This window comes from Cytobacillus spongiae (assembly GCF_021390075.1).
This window is the reverse complement of sequence record NZ_CP089997.1, coordinates 2552385-2573477: the sequence shown is the minus strand read 5'-3', so window position 1 is coordinate 2573477 and position 21093 is coordinate 2552385. Positions and strand designations below refer to the sequence as shown.

The window sequence follows — 21093 nt, the reverse complement described above, 5'->3', positions numbered from 1 at the left end:
GTGAATCATGTGAAGGAAAAGAAAGATATCCATAGAATGATGAAGCATCTAAGAGAATCGGAGCAATTTAAAGATCAGATTGTCTATTGGGAAACAATCGAAGAGAAAGCAGCAAAAACAAAAGAACTACCTAACGACTTGCATCCGAAGCTAAAAGAGGCGTTGCAGCATCGAGGGATTACACAGCTGTATACCCATCAAAAAACGGCATATGATGCGGCTATGGAACAACAAAGCTTTGTAGCTGTTACACCTACAGCATCTGGAAAAACCATGTGCTACAATCTACCTGTTCTTCAATCGATTATAAATGACCCTAATGCGAGAGCGCTTTATTTGTTCCCAACGAAAGCGCTAGCTCAGGATCAAAAAAGTGAAATAAACGAAATCATACAGGAAACAGGGCTAGAGATTAATAGTTATACATATGACGGGGACACACCCTCAAATATTAGGCAGAAGGTACGAAGAGCAGGACATGTTGTGATTACAAACCCAGATATGCTGCATTCTGCGATATTGCCCCATCATACTAAATGGGTTTCTTTGTTTGAAAATCTGAAATATATTGTTATCGATGAATTGCATATTTACCGTGGAGTATTTGGGAGTCATGTCGCGAACGTTATTCGTAGACTCAGAAGGATTTGCCAGTATTATGGAAGTGACCCAGTATGTATCTGTACCTCTGCAACAATAGCGAATCCCTTAGAGCTAGCAGAGAACTTAACAGAGAAAAAGATGAAATTAATAGATAATAATGGGGCACCTAGCGGACGAAAGCACTTTGTATTCTATAACCCTCCGATTGTGAATGTCCCGCTGAATATTAGGAGAAGTGCTACGTTAGAGGCTCGAAAGCTGGCTGCTGAAATGCTAGAAAATAAAATTCAAACGATTGTTTTTGCCAAAAGTCGAGTTCGTGTAGAAATTCTCCTTACCTATCTGCAAGAGCTTGTGAAATATAAGCTAGGTCCAAAAGCCATTCGCGGTTATCGTGGTGGCTACTTGCCGACTGAACGAAGAGAAATTGAAAAAGGACTACGGTCTGGGGATATATACGGAGTCGTAAGCACGAATGCACTTGAGCTTGGAGTCGATATTGGCCAATTACAAGTTTGTATTATGACAGGATATCCCGGAACGATTGCAAGCTCTTGGCAGCAAGCTGGACGGGCAGGAAGGCGACATGGAGAGTCATTAGTCATCCTTGTTGCGAGCTCTAGTCCATTAGATCAATATGTCATCCAGCATCCAGATTATTTCTTTCATCGGAGCCCAGAAAAGGCGCGAATCAATCCGGATAATCTCGTGATTCTAATTGACCACATTAAGTGCGCTGCATACGAATTGCCTTTTAAAAAAGGTGAGAAATTTGGAAGCTTTGAAACGGAAGAAATACTAGAGTATTTAGTAGAAGAACGAATCCTTCATCAAAACGGTGATAAATGGTATTGGATGAATGATTCATTTCCTGCTCACAACATCAGCCTTCGATCAGCCTCTCAGGAAAATGTAGTCATTATTGACCAGTCTGATGTAGCCAATATTCGAGTGATTGGGGAAATGGACCGGTTTTCAAGCATGACCCTTCTCCATGAAGAAGCTATCTACCTTCATCAAGGGATCCAATATCAGGTGGAGATGTTAGATTGGGAAGAGAAAAAAGCATTTGTAAGAGAAGTGGACGTGGACTATTATACAGATGCGAACTTGGCGGTCCAGTTAAAGGTTCTCGAAATGGATAAGAACAGGTCTTTCGAAGATCTTGAAATTGGCTATGGTGATGTTAGTGTCCAGGCCATGGCGACCATTTTTAAGAAAATCAAATTCGAAACACATGAAAATATCGGATCTGGCCCCATTCATCTACCAGAAGAGGAACTGCATACGAGCTCTACGTGGATCTCGTTACAGGATAGTATTTCTCATTTTTCAGAAGAACGAATTGAGCAGGGGTTAATTGGAACAGCACATGCCTTAAAGCATATTGCGCCATTGTTTGTAATGTGCGACCCTCAGGATATTCATGTGGTTCCCCAAGTAAAGGCCGCTCATAATGAAAAGCCAACAATCTTCTTTTATGATCGTTATCCTGGTGGGATTGGATTAAGTGAAAAGATATACGGAGAAATCGAACATTTATTATTGGAAACCACTGCAATGGTGGAAAGATGTCAATGTGAATCTGGTTGCCCATCATGTATTGGGACGGATTCATTGCTACAAACGGCTAAAAGAGATGTCATCAAAATAGTAAAGCTATTTATGAATTTATAGCCATAATTGGGTATTTGGTAGAGGATGGGATGTTAGATGTCATTAAAAAATAAACTAAACCGGTTGAAGCCGCACTTGTCGAAGGGAGAAGGAGTGCCAAAGCTAGATACCCCTCCAATTGATAGAATTCAAGAGGGAATACCTCATATTGAAACATGGACGGAGAATGGGGCATCTCCCTACTACCTTGATGATCAATATTGTCTTGTCAGAGAAGTGATCTATCCACTGTCGTACAAGCATGGAAAATATCAATTTGCCGACTTTATTAAAGCTGTTGATAGCTGGAACACAAGCGATACGGAACACCCACTATCTGCGAAGGGGTTTCAGCCGAACGATTTATTCTTTTTTGATACAGAAACAACAGGCCTAGGAGGAGGAACGGGAAATACGATCTTTTTGTTAGGTCATGCAAGATTTTCTGAAAAAGGGGTGATCTTAAAGCAACATTTCCTTCCAGCTCCTGGTTCGGAGGTTTCTTTGTATACGAGTTTTTTAGAAGAAGTGAATTATGAGACGCTTGTAACCTATAATGGGAAAGCATTTGATTGGCCCCAAGTGAAAACACGCCATACCTTGATACGAGACCATGTGCCGAAATTACCTCAGTTTGGTCATTTTGATCTCTATCATGCATCTAGACGAATGTGGAAGCATAAATTAGAGAGGCTAAAGCTTGCGGTGGTAGAGAAAGAAGTGCTGGACGTGCAAAGAACGGATGATATTCCAGGGTTTCTCGCACCAATGATCTACTTTGATTATGTTGAGCGGAAGGACCCGCAAGGAGTTCTTGGGGTGATGAAACATAACGAGATCGATATCCTTTCTTTAATTACTCTTTATACACATCTTACTTTCCAAATTCTCCAGCTAGATCGAGAGCAAACTTCGAAGGAAGCATTTGAAGTCGGAAGATGGTTTACTTCCCTTGGTAAGGGGACGGAGGCGAAAGAAGCATATATTCAGGCATCCCATAAAGAAGATGGCCTTGTTTCGATTGATGCAAGACACGCACTAGCCTTTGAATGGAAAAAACTAAAACAATGGAATAAGGCTGCAGAGCTATGGGATGAAGTCGTTAAGCAAGCATCCCCTGAAATCAAGTTAGAGGCATTTATTGAACTATCCAAGCTGTATGAGCACCGTATCAAAGATGTCGAACGAGCTCTTCATTATTGCTGTGAAGCTGAGTATGTATACGTTGAGGTAGCTAACAAAGGGATTACAAAGCTTCCATTTGAAGAAATAACAAAGCGAAAAAAACGATTAGTAAAGAAGAAATCTATTTCCTAAAGGAAGGTTCTTGTTCCATCTTTAGTTCTCTTCACTTCAGTGATTGCAACAATTACAAATTTCCCGGGGAACCGCAAAATTCAACGAAATTCGAATGTTCATTGTAGGTTTTGACGGAATGATGGGAAATTCGCTAAAGTGTAACAAAAACTTAATGTTTTTTTCGACAATTCCCACCAATTCCTAGTTGTCTGTACTTCTATTAAAATGTAAAATGTAGAATTGTATGATAAGTGTTACTGGAATCAATTAGTGGGGTTGATATTATGTACAAAGCGATATTATTTATGTTTTTTGTTGTGATCTGTTTAACAGCAATTATCTTTACAAGCTTAAAAGACAGCTTCTATACTTTCCTATAAACCTACATTCACAAATACCCATATTTATAGATAAAGCCAAAATTAGGTGTTTTCATTAGTACAAGAATCCCTTTTCCTTCATAGGCTGTTAGTGTAATAACAAAATAAAAATTTAGGAAAGGGGATTTTTATATGTATTGCGGACCAAGACCAAATGTATTGCCTACAGTAGTTCATCCTACAAAATGTTGTGTAACGAACAGTTTTGAAAATAATATTGTTCCTCATGTTCACCCAACACACACAACCAACGTAAACCATATTAATTACAAACACGAGCACTATTTTCCACAAACATTCTCTAATGTAAATGAGGTAACACACCAACACTTTAATGCTGGCCCTGGATACCCTCCATATGGTCCAAGACCAGGCTTTGGCCCGGGTTTCAGATAAGTAGCTATTCTTACACAAGGGTTCTTTTTTGCCCTTGTGTATGATTAAATAGTCTATACATAATGGAATAGTTTGTTACAATAGTACTCAAAGGTAATGTGTAAAAGGAGAAATCTAGTGCCAAAAACAATTGTTGTATCAGGGTACAAACCTTATGAAATAGGTGTTTTTGATCAAAAAAATCCTGGAATACATTATATTAAGCAAGCATTAAAGAAACAGTTCATTCAGTTATTGGATGAAGGGTTAGAATGGGTAATCATAAGTGGGCAACTTGGCGTAGAACTTTGGGCTGCTGAGGTAGTATTCGATTTGCAACTTGAAGGGTATGAATCCCTACAGCTTGCCGTTATTACACCATTTTTAAACCAGGAAGAAAAATGGAAAGATGTTCATAAAGAATGGTATGAATCTGTGTTAGCTGGAGCAGATTATATCGATTCCATTACAAAAAAACCTTATGAAAACCCAAATCAATTTCGCTTGAAAAATCAGTTTTTTGTAGAAAAAAGTGACGGACTTTTATTATTATTTGATCCAGAAAAGGATGGCAGTCCAAAATACCTTTACGAAACAGCCAAAAGGTACCAAGAACATATATCATATGATATCCGTTTAATTACCTTTTATGATTTACAATTAATTGTAGAAGAGGAACAGCTTAAGCAGGATTTTTAATGGAACGTTCCTAAAGTGCCGTGAATCTATCGCAAAGGCGAACACCCTTCCTTTAAACCGCTAAAAGAAAAATTGACAAATTTGACTATTTTTGAAAAAATAAAATATGAATTGGTTATATACCGAGGTGATATAATGCAGTCTGATAAATTTAAATTAACGGCTAAAGATATTTTAGAAAAAGAATTTAAAACAGCTATGCGTGGATACAAGCCAGAAGAAGTTGATAGCTTTTTAGATATGATAATAAAGGATTATGAAGCATTTCAGCTAGAAATTGAGCAATTACAACAAGAAAATGCTCGTCTTCGAAAGCAATTTGAAGAGACTTCAAGAAGACCAACTCCTCAAACCGCTGGAACAACAAATTTTGATATTTTAAAACGAATATCTAATCTTGAAAAGCATGTTTTTGGCAGCAAGCTATACGATTAACAAAAACTGTTAGAATTTCAATATTATTACCATTGATATTCTCATTAAGATTACATATAATAGTTTTTGTATCATTAATAACGTTCGGGTAATCGCTGCAACATTTGTTGTAGAGGAAAGTCCATGCTCGCACGAGCTGCGATGCTCGTAGTGTTTGTGCCTAGTCAATTCATAAGCTAGGGCAGTTGGGCATTATGCTCGATTGACGGCAGGGAAAATGCCTAAGTCTTCGGATATGGCATGAATACCTTGAAAGTGCCACAGTGACGGAGTCTTTTCAGAAATGAAAAGAGTGGAACGAGGTAAACCCCACAAGCGAGAAACCCAAATTATGGTAGGGGCATCTTCTCTAAGGAATATGAACGATGAGAAGGACAGATGCGTTGTCATCTGTAGATAGATGATTACCACCGGAGTACGAGACGTCAGTCGTTTGAAGTACAATGGTACAAAACATGGCTTACAGAACGTTATTAATGGGAATTGATGAGATGACTGAACGGGCTCTCCTTATTAAGGAGGGCTTTTATTTTATGTATACATAGACATGAGATTTCACTGTTTTTTCACCGATGGGGGTCATACTGTGTACAATAAACGAATTACTAATACAGATAATCTATCACTTTTTGAGATGGTATTTCAGCATATGGAAGAAGGCATTATCGTCTTAGACCATGAAATGAAGATTGTGTCGTTAAACCCATGGGCGGAAAAAACGGTACATTATAGTGAAAAAGAACTAATTGGCCAGCCGTTTTCGATGCTATTTCATACTGAACATACATATGAAACGATCCTAAATTGTTTGCACTTGCATGGGAAGTGGAAAGGTGAAGTGAGAAAGAAGCGAAAGAATGGCGACGTATACCCAGAATGGATGAACATTCGAACGGTCCAGGGGTCCGATCTAAATATTCAGCATTTTGTAGTCGTTTTTCGAGATATTACGGAACAGAAAAATTCGCAAGCTGAACTGAGATTAGCGGCAAAAGCGTTAGAAAATACAAGTGAGGGAGTACTTGTAACAGATGAGCGAGGTTCCATCCTTTCTGTAAACCCTGCATTTCAAATCGTGACAGGCTATAGTGAAGAAGAAGTGATTGGCAAGAACCCAAGTATTCTTCAATCTGGTGTACATTCAGAAGACTTTTATACGAACATGTGGAGTATTATTAGAGAAGCGGGGCAGTGGAAAGGGGAAATCTGGAATAAGCGAAAGAATGGCGAGATCTTTCCTGAATGGATTACAATCAGCGCCATCAAGGATCAGCAAGGGAAGATTACGAATTATGTCGCTGTATTTACAGATATAACCGACCGGAAATTTGCTGAAGAGCAGTTGCGTCGATTGGCTCATTACGATACTTTAACTGGTGTTGCGAATCGTTATTCGTTAAATAAACGATTAGAGAATTTGATTCAAACCGCAGAAAAATATAAGCAACAGCTAGCTGTCTTATTTTTAGACTTAGATCGCTTTAAATATGTGAATGACACATTGGGTCATAACTACGGTGATATGCTTCTTAAGCAAGTTTCATCAAGGCTTAAGGGGTTAATCAAGAATAAGGATATGATTGCTCGCCTAGGGGGAGATGAGTTTGTAATTGTACTGCCAAACATCAAACATCCGAAAGAAGCGGTTCATATCTCCCAAAACATCATTGACTCGCTGAAACAATCTTTTATTCTAGATGATCAAGAAGTATATATATCTACAAGCATTGGTATTAGTCTCTATCCATTAGATGGCGTAACCATTGAAACGCTACTTCGAAATGCTGATAAGGCCATGTATCAAGCAAAGGCTAAGGGGCGGGATCAGTTTGAATTGTATCATTCGGATATGCATCAGAACGAATCCAAGCAAATGAAGATTGAAACTCTTTTAAGGAAAGCGATTGAACGAAAAGAGTTTTTCTTAGTGTATCACCCGCAAGTAGATACGAAATCAAAGAAAATAGTTGGAGTCGAAGCGTTAATTCGGTGGAATCAAGCGGAGCTAGGACTCATTTCTCCTGGAGAGTTTATCCCTCTAGCAGAAGAAACCGGATTAATCATGCCGATAAGTGAATGGGTCTTCCAACAGGCTTGTGAAGACTTAAAGAAATTTCATATTGCTGGTTACTCCAATTTAAAGATGAGTATTAATATTTCGGCCCTTCATTTTAATCAAGATGGTTTCATCCGGTCGATTGATAAGCTTATTCAAAAGACAAATGTAAACCCTCATTATATAGAATTAGAGCTAACAGAAAGCATGATCATGCCAAAAGCAACAGAATCTATCGATAAACTTGTAAAACTAAAGCAATTAGGATTAAAATTATCAATAGATGATTTCGGAACCGGCTATTCTTCGTTAAGTTATTTAAACCGGTTTCCAATTGATACACTAAAAATCGATCAAAGTTTCATTAAGAAGCTTTGCGTTTATAAAGAAGACAGTTCAATTGTTCAAGCAATTATTACAATGGCTCACAGGCTTAACTTAAAAGTTGTTGCCGAAGGAGTCGAAAGCAAGAAGCAATTTGAGTTCTTAGAAGAAGAAGCGTGTAATTATGTACAAGGCTTCTACATTACAAAGCCACTTCCTTTTCAAGAATTTCTATTTTTTGCTGAAAGTTGGAATGCCGAATTTGTAGAGTAAGGGTGAAATGATGACAACATACGATTTAATTGCTACTTCAGCTATGGGATTAGAGGCACTAGTTGCTAAAGAGGTCAGAGACCTAGGCTATGAGTGTTCCGTTGAAAATGGCCGCATTAGCTATAAAGGCGATAAGAAAGCGATCGCTCGGTCAAATATGTGGTTACGAACGGCGGATCGCGTAAAGATCAAAGTGGGAGAATTTAAAGCTACCTCCTTTGACGAACTTTTTGAAAAAACTAAAGCACTTCCGTGGGAAAATTTCTTACCTGTAAATGCTGAATTTCCTGTTAGTGGAAAATCTGTAAAGTCAAAATTATATAGTGTTCCTGATTGCCAGGCCATTGTTAAAAAGGCGATTGTTGAGCGGATTAGTAAGCACTATAAGAAAACAAGCTGGCTTGAGGAAAATGGAGCGCTATTTAAATTAGAAGTGGCTATCCATAAGGATGTAGCACTACTAACAATTGATACGAGTGGTAGCGGTCTTCATCGTAGAGGCTATCGCGTAGATCAAGGGGAAGCACCATTAAAAGAAACATTAGCTGCAGCTTTAGTGATGCTGACAAACTGGACGCCAGATCGTCCTTTTGTTGACCCTTTCTGCGGATCAGGGACGATCCCTATAGAAGCTGCTTTAATTGGGCAAAATATTGCACCAGGCTTTAATCGTGAATTCGTTTCAGAGAGCTGGGACTGGATGGAAGCAGAAATCTGGGATGACGTGCGAAATGAAGCAGAGTCATTAGCAAATTATGATCAGCCATTAGACATTACCGGAACGGATATTGATCATCGCATGGTTAAGATTGCAGAAGAAAATGCGTTTGAAGCGGGACTAGGAGACTTAGTCAAGTTCAAGCAAATGCAGATAAGCGACTTTACAACATTTAAGGAATATGGCGTAATAGTGGGAAATCCACCATATGGTGAGCGTCTTGGCGATAAGCCAGCCGTTGAAAAAATGTATCAGCAAATGGGACAAGCATTGATTCCATATGATACATGGTCCGTCTATATGCTGACATCCCATGAAGGCTTTGAAGAATGCTACGGTAAAAAAGCAACCAAGAAGCGGAAATTATTTAACGGGTTTATCCGTACGGATTACTATCAATACTGGGGGAAACGTCCTCCAAGAGCAAATAAAGAATAAGCATAATTTTTCTTTTCGTCGAATAAAATACGATTATCTATTTTATTCGGAGGGAAGATTATTGAAGCACACAAGCATTGATTTTAATCGAATTTCACAAGCATTAGCATCTTCATTTGATGTACTAAAAAATGAGAAGGATGCGCATGAACTAGTTATGGAACAATTACAAAAAGCACGGGACGAATTTCAGCAAGCCTTATCATTTTCATTAACCTCAACACTCAAGTAGAGATCAAGCGCTCTTATATAGCGCTTTTTCTTTTGGTTGAGTAGCGCTTGCGTTTCGATTGATGGAGGGGACTGTTTTGCAAAATCGATTGCCATTTGAAATCTCTAAGACAGAGTCATTTTATGATAAATTTAGCGAGTGGATCGGCGATGTCTTTTATGATATTTTACCTGAAGCCGGCTTTGAGTTAAGGGATGAGCAAGTATATATGGCTTTTCAATTAGAGAAAGCCTTTAAAGAAAAAGAAGTGATTTTCGCAGAAGCGGGTGTAGGAACTGGAAAGACGATCGTCTATTTACTCTATGCGATTTGCTATGCTCGTTATTTGAACAAGCCTGCCATTATTGCTTGTGCGGATGAAACTTTAATTGAACAGCTGGTAAAAAAAGAAGGGGATATTGCGAAGCTCGAACGGGCATTAGACTTACATATTGATGTACGTCTGGCAAAATCAAGGGAGCAATATTTATGTTTAAATAAGCTAGATCACGCTGTCGTACATGAAGACGATGAAATCTTCAATGACCTATTTCATCAGCTGCCTGATTTTGTTCATACAGATAGCTCTATGCAAGCATTTAGAAAATATGGAGACCGGAAAGACTATCCTGAGCTAACAAATGAGCAATGGGATGCTGTAGCATGGGATCCTCTTCAAGACTGCTTTACCTGTTCAAAGAGACACCGCTGCGGCCAGACATTACATCGTGATCATTATCGTAGTGCGAAGGATCTAATTGTCTGTTCCCATGATTTTTACATGGAGCATATTTGGACGAAAGAATCTAGAAAGCGTGAAGGACAGCTACCATTTTTACCGGAAAGCAGCTGTGTAGTATTTGATGAAGGACATCTCCTTGAATATGCAGCTCAGAAAGCTTTGACTTATCGCTTAACAGAGCAAACACTTGAAACATTACTTACAAGGTTAATGTCAAATGATGTAAGAGAAAAAACGTTAAATATTATTGAAGATGCCATCTATCAAAACGAGCAATTTTTCCATACGTTAAGTCTAAATGCCAAAGAGGTAGAAGGGTCCGAAAAAAAATTAATCCATAAAACGGATGGTATGCTGAGTCAAGGGAAGCAACTGTTGACGTTTTTAAATGACCTTGAAGAAGAATTAGTATTTGAAAGTGAAATGTACATCATCAATGAATATGATTTGAAGATTGTTGAAGAATACTTGGAGCAAATCTCCTATTCCCTCAATTTGTTTTTGAAAGAGTTAAATGGCATCACATGGTATGAGGAAATTAAAGGCGAGAGAACCCTTGTCATCATGCCTAGAATGGTAAAGGATATTATGAAGGAAGAAGTATTCTCTCAAAAGAAGCCGTTTGTTTTTTCATCTGCTACTTTAGCAGAAAACAAATCCTTCACCTATGTAGCTTCAAGTCTTGGTGTCGAGAAATACTTATCATTTACTGTACAATCACCATTTGATTACGATGAGCAGATGAATCTGTATATGCCAACGTTTAAGCAAAATGATCGAGTTCACAAAGCTACCTATACCATTGAACAAATAGAGAAATCAGAGGGCCGAGCACTTGTCTTATTTACAAATGACCAAGATCTATCCTTCTTTAAGAATTGGATGCAAGGAAAATTAACTTATCCGGTGTACTTTGAAGGAGATGCTGAAATTAGCACACTTGTATCCAAATTCCAAAACGAGGAGCAATCCGTCCTTTGTTCAACTCATTTATGGGAAGGGTTAGATATACCAGGTAAGTCATTGGAAAATGTCATCATTTTCTCCTTACCGTATCCTCCCCATGACCCTGTATTTCGTGCAAAAAGAGAAGCGGCCACTGATCCATTCCATGAAGTGGACATGCCATACATGCTTCTTCGCCTCAGGCAGGGGATAGGAAGGCTGATTAGAGGACACGAGGACAGAGGATCCGTATCCATTTTACTAGAAGATCAAGTAGAGAATGAAGTGATCACAATGATTCAAACCACCCTCCCAACAGAACCGACAAGAAGTGAGTAAGCGAGCTAGAACTTACTTATATCTATCCGTAGTAACATGAACTTGGAAGATGCGAATAAAATATCATTAAAGGGGATCGAGAGTAAGCTCTCGGTCTCTTATTTTTTGCTTAAGAATAGAAATAAATAGCATAAAGGAATACCACTGAGCAGGTTTTTAGTTCGCACAGAACGGATATCAGTAGGTAGAAATAAACTCCTACCAAGTAAAAATTCTTTATCTTTTGGAACAGAAAAAAGTTGCAATTTATATTGTTTGGGATTAAAATCTAACTAATGGTAGTTAAATTTTTGGTAAGAAGTAAGGATTTGATTAGTTTATCTGTACAAACTAATGATAAATTAAAAAAGTTAACCTGGAAGGGAGTATGGTTTATGGCATGGGTATATCTCATTTTTGGAGGAATAATGGAGGTTGGATGGGCTTTAGGTTTAAAATATTCAAATGGCTTTACAAATATTAAGGTAGTCATTCCTACAGTTATTCTAATTATTCTAAGCTTTTATGCCTTTTCAAAATCATTAAAGCTTTTACCAGTATCTACAGCTTATGCAGTTTTTACAGGGCTTGGTTCCTTTGGAACTGCCCTGGTAGGTATGATATTTTTGGGAGACACCGTTACTTTTATTAAAATAGGACTCGTAATGATGTTAATTAGTTGTATTATTGGTCTGAAGTTGGTCTCTAGAGAGCCTAATAGGGAGGATGCTGTATAACATGAGCTGGATATTATTAGTGTTGGCTGGACTAATGGAAATTGGCGGTGTAATATTTTTGAAATTATCGGAAGGATTCTCAAAAATTAAACCAACTATCATATTTATATTATTTATGGGTTTCAGCTTTATACTACTCTCGATCTCATTAAAAGAGATTCCTATTAGTGTAGGGTACGGGATATGGACGGGAATTGGTGCCGCTGGAAGTGTATTATTAGGCATGGTAATCTTTAAAGAACCTAAAGATGCTAGGAAATTAGCTCTTGTAGGTGGTATTATCGTATGTATAGTCGGGCTTAAGCTCGTATCGTAATGAAGTGGAAGAACGAGGTGAACAAAGGTGAGTAAAGGAGAAGAAACAAGAGAGAATATATTGAAACAAGCCCTTTTCTTGTTCTCGACAAAGGGGTATGAAGAAACCTCTCTCAAAGATATTGCCATGAGGGTGAATATTAAAGCACCCTCAATATACGCATATTTCTCAAGCAAAGAAGAATTATTTGAACATGTAACGAATCACGTAATGGAGGATTATCTAATTTTTGTACAAAGCCAATCCAGTTTGTTAAAAGACCTTTCCATAGAAGATCAGTTATATGTACTTATGGAAAAGTTAAACAAGTATTTTTATGAACATGATTTAGGCCTGTTTATTAAACGATATGGAATGGTACCTCCAGAACGGTTTAAAGATTTTATGCTACAAAAATATGGTGAAATGGAGCAAGAAATAAGAAAATTGCTCAATCTTATTTTAGAGCCTACAGATCATCTCATAGACAAAGAAATCATTGCAACATCTTTCCTTTGCATGCTAGATGGTATGATATTCTACCTGGTGAATCTTTCTGAGGAAGAATATGAAAGGAGATTAGAGGAGAGTTGGTATGTGTTTTGGAGGGGGATTTCGAAATAGAAACACTCATTAGATGATAATCGAACCATTATCAGTAATTTCACAGGTCCAATTTCTACATGTATCTTTAAGAAATTGGGCTTCTTTTATTGCATACGAAAGATGAAAAATTACCGTTATCAAAGCAGGAGAAACAAAGGACTTCTTGTTCATCTGTTTGAACCCCATAAAAAAAACCATCTAAGCAGTAAAGTTCCTTTCCACATATATAACAATAGCCAATCAATTCCGTCATCCCATTCAACCCCCCTCGAGCATATGATAACTATTCTATTATATGTTGTTGTTAATGAATTATCATAAGGCAAGCAAAAACACAATTATTTTTCAGAAAAATATGATAAAATGAGATGGATAGAGTTTGATAGGGGGTAATAAAATGACTGAGAATATTCAGCAAGTAGAAAAAGAATTTCTAGATTATGTAAAGAAAATGAGTGCGTATAAAGAAGCCCTTTCCCTCATTTATTGGGATCTAAGAACAGGCGCTCCTAAAAATGGCGCAGATCAACGTTCTGAAGTAATTGGCATGCTTTCTTCCGACGTATTTAACATGTCAACTTCGGAAGAAATGGCTGCATACATAGCGAAGTTATCTACGGAGGAAGCTTCTTCCGTGTTATCCGAAATAACGAAGAAAACCCTTGAAGAGTGCAAGAAGGAATATGACCGAAATAAAAAGATTCCTGCTTCAGAATATAAAGAGTATGTCATTCTTCAATCAAAGGCAGAAACAGTATGGGAAGACGCGAAGGCGAATTCTGACTTCAGGATGTTCCAGCCTTACTTAGAAAAGCTTGTGGAAACAAACAAACGCTTTATTCGTTATTGGGGATATGAAGGAAATAAATATAATACGTTATTAGATATGTATGAGCCAGGGGTAACGGTTGACGTATTAGACCGAGTATTCGGTGAGCTGCGTGAAAAAATTATTCCGCTTGTTCAACAAATTGCTGAATCTAGCCATAAACCGACGACGGAATTTTTATATGAGCATTTCCCAAAAGAAAAGCAAAAAGGGTTTAGCTTAGATGTGCTAAAACAAATGGGGTATGACTTTGATTCGGGCCGATTGGATGAAACGGTTCATCCTTTTGCTACGGGTCTAAACCCAGGAGATGTACGTGTGACGACTAAATATGATGAGAAAGACTTCCGTACGGCTGTCTTTGGTACAATTCATGAAGGTGGACACGCTTTATATGAACAAAATATCTCAAAAGAGCTAGTCGGTACACCATTATGTACAGGAACTTCAATGGGGATTCATGAATCTCAGTCTTTATTCTATGAGAACTTTGTAGGACGTCATCTTTCATTCTGGAAGAAAAACTATGAGCTGTTAAAGGAATATTCCAATGGTCAGTTTGATGAAGTAGGCGTTGATGAGTTTTATAGAGCAATTAATGAGTCAAAGCCTTCCCTTATCCGCATTGAAGCAGATGAACTAACCTATCCATTACATGTCATTGTTCGATATGAAATAGAAAAAGGCTTATTTAACGATGAGATTGAAGTGAAGGACCTTCCACAGGTATGGAATGATAAGTATGAGCAATATCTAGGTGTAAGACCATCAAATGATGGGGAAGGAGTATTACAGGATGTGCATTGGGCGGGCGGAAGCTTTGGATATTTCCCATCATATGCACTCGGTTATATGTACGCAGCTCAGCTGAAAAATGCTATGGTAAAGGATATTCCAAATTATGATCAATTACTAGAGGAAGGGAACCTTCTACCAATTAAAGAGTGGTTTACGAAGCATGTACATCAGTTTGGTAAGATGAAGCAGCCACTAGAAATTCTAACGGAAGTTACAGGTGAAGGGCTAAATGCGAAACATCTGTCAGATTATTTATATGAAAAGTATGGTAAGGTGTATCAATTAAACTAATATGAAAGAGGATGGAGCTGTCATTCCATCCTCTTTCATATGAATGAATGTAGATTTTGTTCTATTCGTCACTCTGTAATTCCAATTCATCTTTCACATCACAAAGAGAAGTAGGGGTAGACGGTAGAACAAAAAAGCTCCGAACATGTTCGGAGCTTTTTTCATTTCACTAATTTTACCAAAGTTTAAAGCCTTTTGCCCCTGGAGGAGCGTTTTCAATTAAGTCGATAAATGGAATCGTGTAAGCGAATAGGATTAGTACGACTACAACACCAAGCCATAGCTTCCAGTTTTCGTAAACCATTGGTGACTTTTCAGCTTCATCAGCCACTTCACCTACAGGGAAGTCCTGCTCGCCTTTTGGTGCAAAGAATGCAAGGTTGAAGAAGATGTAAAGCATTAAGATGATCGATAAGAATAGGATTGAACCACCAACTGCTTGAGCTACTTGGTAAGGAATCCATTCAGCTGCTTGTGCTGAACCGCCGTATTCTGAGAAAGAAGAACGACGAGGAGCACCTAGTAAACCAGCAGCATGCATGGCCCCTGACATAAATGTCATACCGATTGCCCACAGAGCACCTTGGATTAATGCTAATTTATTCATTGCTTTTGTTAATTTACGACCAGTTAAATGCGGTACTAGCCAATAAGCTACACCAAAGAATGTTAATATAACTGCAGTTGCCACTGTTAAATGGAAGTGACCAGTTACCCAAATCGTGTTATGAACTACTTGGTTCATTTGGTGGGATGCGTTAACGATACCACCAGCACCTGCTGGAATAAAAGCAGCCATCCCGATAAATGGAACTGTGAATCGTGCATCTCCCCAAGGAAGTTTCTTGAACCAACCAAACAATCCTGTTGCACCTTTCGAACGACCGAAAGTTTCGAATGTTGCAAATAATGAGAACGCAGTCATTAATGAAGGGATAACAACTAAGAATGTTAAAATAACCTGTAAGAACTTCCAAGCTGGGTCAATTCCTGGTTCTAATAGCTGATGGTGGAAACCAACAGGAATTGAGAATATTAAGAATAAGATAAAGGACATACGAGCTAGTGAATCAGAGAAAATCTTCGCTCCAATAACTTTTGGGATGACCACATACCATGCCATGTAAGCAGGAAGTAACCAGAAGTATACAAGCGGATGTCCGAAATACCAGAATAATGTACGGCTTAAACCAACGTTTACAGTTTCAACTAAGCCTAAAGACCAAGGGAGTAATTGTAATAATACAGTTGCAGCAACACCAATTGTCGCAACAATCCACATCATTGTGTTTACAAGTGACATAAATGTCATTAGTGGGCTAGGTTGGCCTGGGTTTTCTCTTCTCCATTGAGCATATTTTAGGATAATAGCAGCGCCATCAAACCAGCTACCTACAATAACTAGTGTTAAACCTAGGTAGTAGACAAAATGTGCTTGTAATGGAGCATAGAACGTATAAAGAACAGATGCTTCATTTAACAGGATCATTACAGCAGCCATTGCTGTACCGATCGTCATTAACCAAAAACCAATCCATCCTGTGCGGCGTTGTGCGTTTGTAAATGTGCCTGAAGTTTTACTAGTTGCCGCTAATTGGAAACCCATAATAAAGAAAGTAGTTAATACAAGTCCTAAAACAACACCATGTACAGTTAGTACTTGGTAGTAACCAATACCTGCTGGTAATGTGAATTTTCCTGAACGAACTAAAACCTGTAATAATCCGGCAATTCCGCCTAATGCTAAAGCAATAAATGCCACATAAAAGTGGGCCATTGCTAATTTACCATCACGGCGGTCAACTTTTAGATTAGCAGTAGGGCTAAGCATTATTCAACCACCTCAATTTTCGAAGTCATCATGTGGTGACCAGTACCACAATATTCATTACATAGAATTAAGTATTCGCCTGTTTTATCAAAAGTTGTAATATGTTCACTGATATATCCTGGTTCAACCATCATGTTAATGTTTGTACCAGCTACTTCAAACCCGTGAATAACATCTTTTGTAGTTGCAATAATTTTCACTTTTGCTCCAAGTGGAACTTGTACGTCCCCAGGTGTGTAAGCGAATGCTTGTGCAACAAACACTAATTCATAATCCCATTCTTTTCCTTCAACCTTTTTCAAACCTGGTTCATTAAAAGGTGCGGTTGTATCTACCTTTTCTGGATCGATTGTCGCTAAACAGCTCGGCGGTTGATTTCCTAGATAGAATGCGCTTACTCCTAATACAGTTAAGAATACGAGAAGTGCACCTATTCCGAAAATAAGCCAAACCTTTTCAAACTTATGCATATGCATGGCTTTTTCCCCTTTCCATCTTTAAAAACGATCTAAGTATAAGAAGTAAACGCCTACCCACGTAATTATTAGGAAGAATCCTAATAAGAAAACGGAAGCCAACGTCCCTTTAAGAGAAGAGCTATCCTCGATTTCAGTTTTTGTCTTCTGATCCAGTTCCGTTTTCGCCATCGCTTCTCACTCCCTTCAAATTTTTGAACAAATAAATGATTACACTCTCATCATACAAAACTCTCAGTAAGATTCCATTAGGTTTTCTGCACTTCACAAATTGTTCATTAATTACTTTATTACTATGATAATAGTGAAAAGTTGATATAGCAGTGATCCACATCACATACTTCCCAGTGAAAATGTGAAAAAAATGTGAAGCTTAAAGAACATATATCATAGAAGGAAGGCGGTATTTCGGAAATATGTCGGTCTATTGGGAATTTTTTCTGTGCTATTTGATGTGGAAAGGAGTGATTTCTCCTGGATTCACCTATAGAGAAGAGTTAATTTGGGCATAAAAAGGGGAGTTTTTAAAAAAACTATACGCTTATAAGCCTATAAAACTACTAGTAACATAACGAAACTCCCTTCAAAATGCCCCTTAATGAGCAGAAAGTAATGGAAGAGGAGGGGGGATTGTCGAACTGGATCGATTTCTTGTCGTATGTGAGCGAAATCCGTAAAAATGTGAGCGAATTTTACTAGTGTTGGAGTGAAACTTAAATAAGGAACGATCACTCCAATTTAGTTGGTTAAGAAAGTAAACAATTGATGAATGGTGATACTCACTTCAACATCCAGCGCCAGTGCCCAGCACCTCAAGGTCAAAAGCCAACTTAAAAGGGGAGGCAAGGATCGGGATTCTTTTCTAAACTGCCTAGTGCATCTCCTTGCCTGACAAGGAGCTCTGAGCTATTGGTCCAAATATGAAAGCATGCATCAGTATGGGTTTCGATTTGGATCACCCGAAAGAATATTGGAATTTCAGAAAAAATTGAAACTAAATCGCTTGCACATCGTCAAAAGAGAGGAGGGGAGGAATTTACATAATGATACGAAAGCTAACCCTATTTTATTTGCTGATGCTTAGTGTAACGTTATTGTTTGGATGTAGCCAAGAAAACGATCCAAAGCAGCATTTAGTTCAGATCTACATAGTGGCTTTAGAAGAGCTTGTAAAAGAAGACGAAGCCTTAAATCATGACATGAAGTTTATTGCTATTGATATGAGTAATTTTCAGGGTGTCAAGAAAAATGAACAAGAGGAGATCATTCATTATTTTAAAAATAAATATCAAGTTACTGTTTTGGATGCAACGTTAGAAGAGCTAGATGGGATGGGTTATTTTCATTCTGAAAAAAATAGCTTAGCGGGTATTCTACTCCAAATCGAAAAGTTGAAAATAAAGTTCAATAGATCGGTAGAGTTTGAAGGCTCGAAGTATCGATCATCAAAAGGGGCCGTTGGTATAGAGGGTTCAGTACATTATAAGGATAATAGGTGGATTCCGAAAGAAGTCCAAATGACTCGGATTAGTTAAATATAAATATATGTTATTGAATAAAAAAGCTAGCTGACCCAAGAGATGGAATCGACTAGCTTTTTGTAGTGTCCTAAAGTTTAAATTTACTTACGACCTGTTGTAATTCTTCTGCCATTTTGCTAAGCGATTCGGCAGAATAGGAGATTTCCTCCATAGAAGCGGTTTGCTCCTCTACTGAAGCGGAAACGTTTTGCGTGTTTGCAGCAGATTGCTCAGAGATGGAAGATACAGCCTCCATCATCTCTACCATTCCTTGAGAACTTGCATTCATCTCATCTACAATAATAGCTACCTCTTGGCTTTGTTGAGAAATATCCTCAATGTATTTTACAATCTCCTCAAATGATTCTCCTGTTTCTTGAACAGAGCTTAGGCCGACTTGAACAGAGGTAGTTCCTGCAATCATCGATGTAACTGCTTTAGTTGAATCCTTTTGAATTTCTTGAATTAGATGACTAATTTGACCAGCAGCTTTTGCTGATTGCTCAGCAAGCTTCCTTACTTCGTCAGCTACTACAGCAAAGCCTTTCCCTTGTTCACCTGCACGTGCTGCTTCAATAGCAGCATTTAATGCTAATAGGTTTGTTTGGTCTGCAATATCTGTAATTAAATTAACGATTTGCCCAATTTCTTTTGATTTTTCGCCTAACACTTTTACATCAGTTGCTGTCGAATCTACTTGATCATGAGCTTTTTTAATTTGATTGATGGTTTCAATGACAATTTGTGAACCTAGATTCGCTCTTACAGTAGCCCTACTAGTGGTATCTGATACTAACTGAATGGACGTGGCGACCTGATTCATCCCCATTGAAATCTCCGAAACGACATTCGTAGCCTGTAAAGCACTTTCAACTTGTTTTTCAGCACCGACAGCAACCTCTTGAATGGAAGTTGAGATTTGTTCTGTAGCTTTAGTTGTTTCCTGAGAACTCACGCTAAGCTCTTCTGAAGTCGCTGCCACATGTTCTGAATTGGCTTTGACGTGCTGAACAATTTCTTTTAAGTTATTGGTCATTCGGTTAAATGAATTCGCTAAATCTCCAATCTCATCTTTATTTTTTACGTTCATTGCTTCAATAGAAAGGTTGCCTTCTGCAATTTGTTCTGCTGCTTTAGCCACTTGTGTCACTGGTCTACTAATCTTGCGGCCTACAACATTGGCGATGGCAAGTCCGGTTAATAAAGATATGATTGTGAGAATAATCAATAGTTTTTGTGTTTCCTTAACCATAGCAGTTGTTTCAGCACTTGCTGAGTTGACAAGGCTTGTTTGAATATCTAGCATTTCACTCGTAATTTCTTGCATTCTACTTGTGACAGGGGCAATGGCTGTAATTGCCTTACCAACTTCTTCATTTTTACCCTCATTTTTATATGAAACAACTTCTGCGAATGATTTCGAATATTGCTGCTGCAAGCTATCTAGTTCGTTAAGAAGTTCAATCATTTGGTCAATGTTAATAATGTCTTCAAGTTCGTCAATATATTGTGAATACGTTTGGTTAGATGTATTAAATTCATCTAATGCTTTATTGGAAGAGGATAATAGATATCTGCTTGCATTGTATTGTTGATCTTTTAATGAAATAACCATATTTTGAATAATCCTCATTTTATAGACTCTGCCATCAAGTAAATCATTATATGTATCATCTACTTTGGATATTTGCACAAATCCTACACTTGCTATACCACCTAATAAAATTAGTACCGCTAAAAAACTAATAGACAATTTTCTTGCAACAGTGAATTTCATAATAAGAGGCTCCATTCTAGGTTGTTTTACTTGCAAACAATAGATAAATGTATCTATGTACATGGGATATTTAGTCAATATTAGACAAAATACGACAAGTATATCATTATTTTGCCATACTTCTACCTGAAAAAACAATCTAGACATTTGGGGTTTTTTGTGAGTGTCACAATCGTTTAGTAAAAATTGAATATTAAAAGTAGAGACATGTGTTCAAAACAGGCAAAACACGAACGTTGAATTTAAAATTATTATTAATGTTAAGAAATAACTTTACAATCACCTTTCACTACGTTATATTACAATACATAATCAATTAAATAGCATTCACTCATATAATCGCGAGGATATGGCTTGCAAGTCTCTACCAGATTACCGTAAATGATCTGACTATGTGTGAGCATTGGGAAATAACTGATGTATTTTCTATTATTTCTATATACCTTTTTCGAGCTTAAAGG

At 37.8% G+C, this 21093-nt stretch carries 18 protein-coding genes, 1 other RNA gene and 1 riboswitch; of the genes, 15 read left to right on the top strand and 4 right to left on the bottom strand.

Annotated features, from left to right (window positions below):
• Positions 1 to 36 precede the first annotated feature (36 nt).
• The 14 genes from LS684_RS13045 (at position 37) to LS684_RS12975 (ending at position 15028) form a co-directional block, all read left to right on the top strand.
• Positions 37 to 2280, top strand: a complete 2244-nt coding sequence (locus tag LS684_RS13045) for a DEAD/DEAH box helicase (protein ID WP_233811652.1) — start codon at positions 37 to 39, stop codon at positions 2278 to 2280.
• A gap of 36 nt (positions 2281 to 2316) precedes the next feature.
• Positions 2317 to 3576 carry a ribonuclease H-like domain-containing protein gene (locus LS684_RS13040; RefSeq protein WP_233806527.1) on the top strand — a complete coding sequence of 420 codons (1260 nt, stop codon included), beginning with the start codon at positions 2317 to 2319 and terminating at the stop codon, positions 3574 to 3576.
• 494 nt (positions 3577 to 4070) lie between these two features.
• Positions 4071 to 4334 carry a CotD family spore coat protein gene (locus LS684_RS13030; protein WP_233806524.1) on the top strand — a complete coding sequence of 88 codons (264 nt, stop codon included), beginning with the start codon at positions 4071 to 4073 and terminating at the stop codon, positions 4332 to 4334.
• A gap of 117 nt (positions 4335 to 4451) precedes the next feature.
• The gene (locus LS684_RS13025) at positions 4452 to 5012 is read left to right on the top strand and encodes an SLOG family protein (protein ID WP_233806523.1); all 561 of its coding nucleotides are present in this window, start codon (positions 4452 to 4454) and stop codon (positions 5010 to 5012) included.
• A gap of 135 nt (positions 5013 to 5147) precedes the next feature.
• Entirely contained in the window at positions 5148 to 5447 is a 300-nt protein-coding gene (gene gpsB / locus LS684_RS13020) for a cell division regulator GpsB (RefSeq protein ID WP_233806522.1), read from the top strand.
• Positions 5448 to 5527: 80 nt separating this feature from the next.
• Positions 5528 to 5915: RNase P RNA component class B (rnpB, locus tag LS684_RS13015), an RNA gene on the top strand.
• A 118-nt stretch (positions 5916 to 6033) separates the two neighbouring features.
• On the top strand, positions 6034 to 8100 hold the full coding sequence (locus LS684_RS13010) for a sensor domain-containing protein (protein ID WP_233806521.1): 2067 nt from the start codon (positions 6034 to 6036) through the stop codon (positions 8098 to 8100).
• Positions 8101 to 8110: 10 nt separating this feature from the next.
• Positions 8111 to 9256 carry a THUMP domain-containing class I SAM-dependent RNA methyltransferase gene (locus LS684_RS13005; protein ID WP_233811651.1) on the top strand — a complete coding sequence of 382 codons (1146 nt, stop codon included), beginning with the start codon at positions 8111 to 8113 and terminating at the stop codon, positions 9254 to 9256.
• Positions 9257 to 9317: 61 nt separating this feature from the next.
• Positions 9318 to 9488 carry a hypothetical protein gene (locus tag LS684_RS13000; protein WP_233806520.1) on the top strand — a complete coding sequence of 57 codons (171 nt, stop codon included), beginning with the start codon at positions 9318 to 9320 and terminating at the stop codon, positions 9486 to 9488.
• A gap of 61 nt (positions 9489 to 9549) precedes the next feature.
• On the top strand, positions 9550 to 11493 hold the full coding sequence (locus LS684_RS12995; RefSeq protein ID WP_432418774.1) for an ATP-dependent DNA helicase: 1944 nt from the start codon (positions 9550 to 9552) through the stop codon (positions 11491 to 11493).
• A gap of 374 nt (positions 11494 to 11867) precedes the next feature.
• A complete protein-coding gene (locus LS684_RS12990) occupies positions 11868 to 12209 on the top strand; it encodes a DMT family transporter (protein WP_233806518.1) in 342 nt (113 codons plus the stop codon).
• Position 12210: 1 nt separating this feature from the next.
• Complete coding sequence (locus LS684_RS12985) at positions 12211 to 12525, top strand: DMT family transporter (protein WP_233806517.1); 315 nt, start codon at positions 12211 to 12213, stop codon at positions 12523 to 12525.
• Positions 12526 to 12552: 27 nt separating this feature from the next.
• Positions 12553 to 13128 carry a TetR/AcrR family transcriptional regulator gene (locus LS684_RS12980; RefSeq protein ID WP_233806515.1) on the top strand — a complete coding sequence of 192 codons (576 nt, stop codon included), beginning with the start codon at positions 12553 to 12555 and terminating at the stop codon, positions 13126 to 13128.
• Between the two features lie 379 nt (positions 13129 to 13507).
• A complete protein-coding gene (locus tag LS684_RS12975) occupies positions 13508 to 15028 on the top strand; it encodes a carboxypeptidase M32 (protein ID WP_233806514.1) in 1521 nt (506 codons plus the stop codon).
• 175 nt (positions 15029 to 15203) lie between these two features.
• On the opposite strand, the gene LS684_RS12970 is transcribed toward LS684_RS12975, so the two are convergent.
• From LS684_RS12970 to LS684_RS12960, 3 genes are read right to left on the bottom strand one after another with little or no spacing between them, the layout of a single operon-like run.
• Positions 15204 to 16859 carry a b(o/a)3-type cytochrome-c oxidase subunit 1 gene (locus LS684_RS12970; protein WP_233806513.1) on the bottom strand — a complete coding sequence of 552 codons (1656 nt, stop codon included), beginning with the start codon at positions 16857 to 16859 and terminating at the stop codon, positions 15204 to 15206.
• Positions 16859 to 17335: a cytochrome c oxidase subunit II gene (locus LS684_RS12965; RefSeq protein ID WP_233806512.1), complete on the bottom strand. Its 477-nt coding sequence runs from the start codon at positions 17333 to 17335 to the stop codon at positions 16859 to 16861. The genes LS684_RS12970 and LS684_RS12965 overlap by 1 nt, the downstream gene beginning before the upstream one ends.
• A 21-nt stretch (positions 17336 to 17356) precedes the next feature.
• Positions 17357 to 17506 carry a cytochrome c oxidase subunit 2A gene (locus LS684_RS12960; RefSeq protein WP_233806511.1) on the bottom strand — a complete coding sequence of 50 codons (150 nt, stop codon included), beginning with the start codon at positions 17504 to 17506 and terminating at the stop codon, positions 17357 to 17359.
• Positions 17507 to 18378: 872 nt separating this feature from the next.
• On the opposite strand from LS684_RS12960, the gene LS684_RS12955 reads away from it, so the two are divergent.
• Complete coding sequence (locus LS684_RS12955) at positions 18379 to 18870, top strand: peptide ABC transporter substrate-binding protein (protein WP_233806510.1); 492 nt, start codon at positions 18379 to 18381, stop codon at positions 18868 to 18870.
• A gap of 73 nt (positions 18871 to 18943) precedes the next feature.
• On the opposite strand, the gene LS684_RS12950 is transcribed toward LS684_RS12955, so the two are convergent.
• Positions 18944 to 20632 (bottom strand): methyl-accepting chemotaxis protein, encoded by a 1689-nt coding sequence (locus LS684_RS12950; RefSeq protein WP_233806509.1) that lies wholly within the window; start codon positions 20630 to 20632, stop codon positions 18944 to 18946.
• A 311-nt stretch (positions 20633 to 20943) separates the two neighbouring features.
• Positions 20944 to 21045: riboswitch (purine riboswitch) on the top strand.
• Positions 21046 to 21093 lie beyond the last annotated feature (48 nt).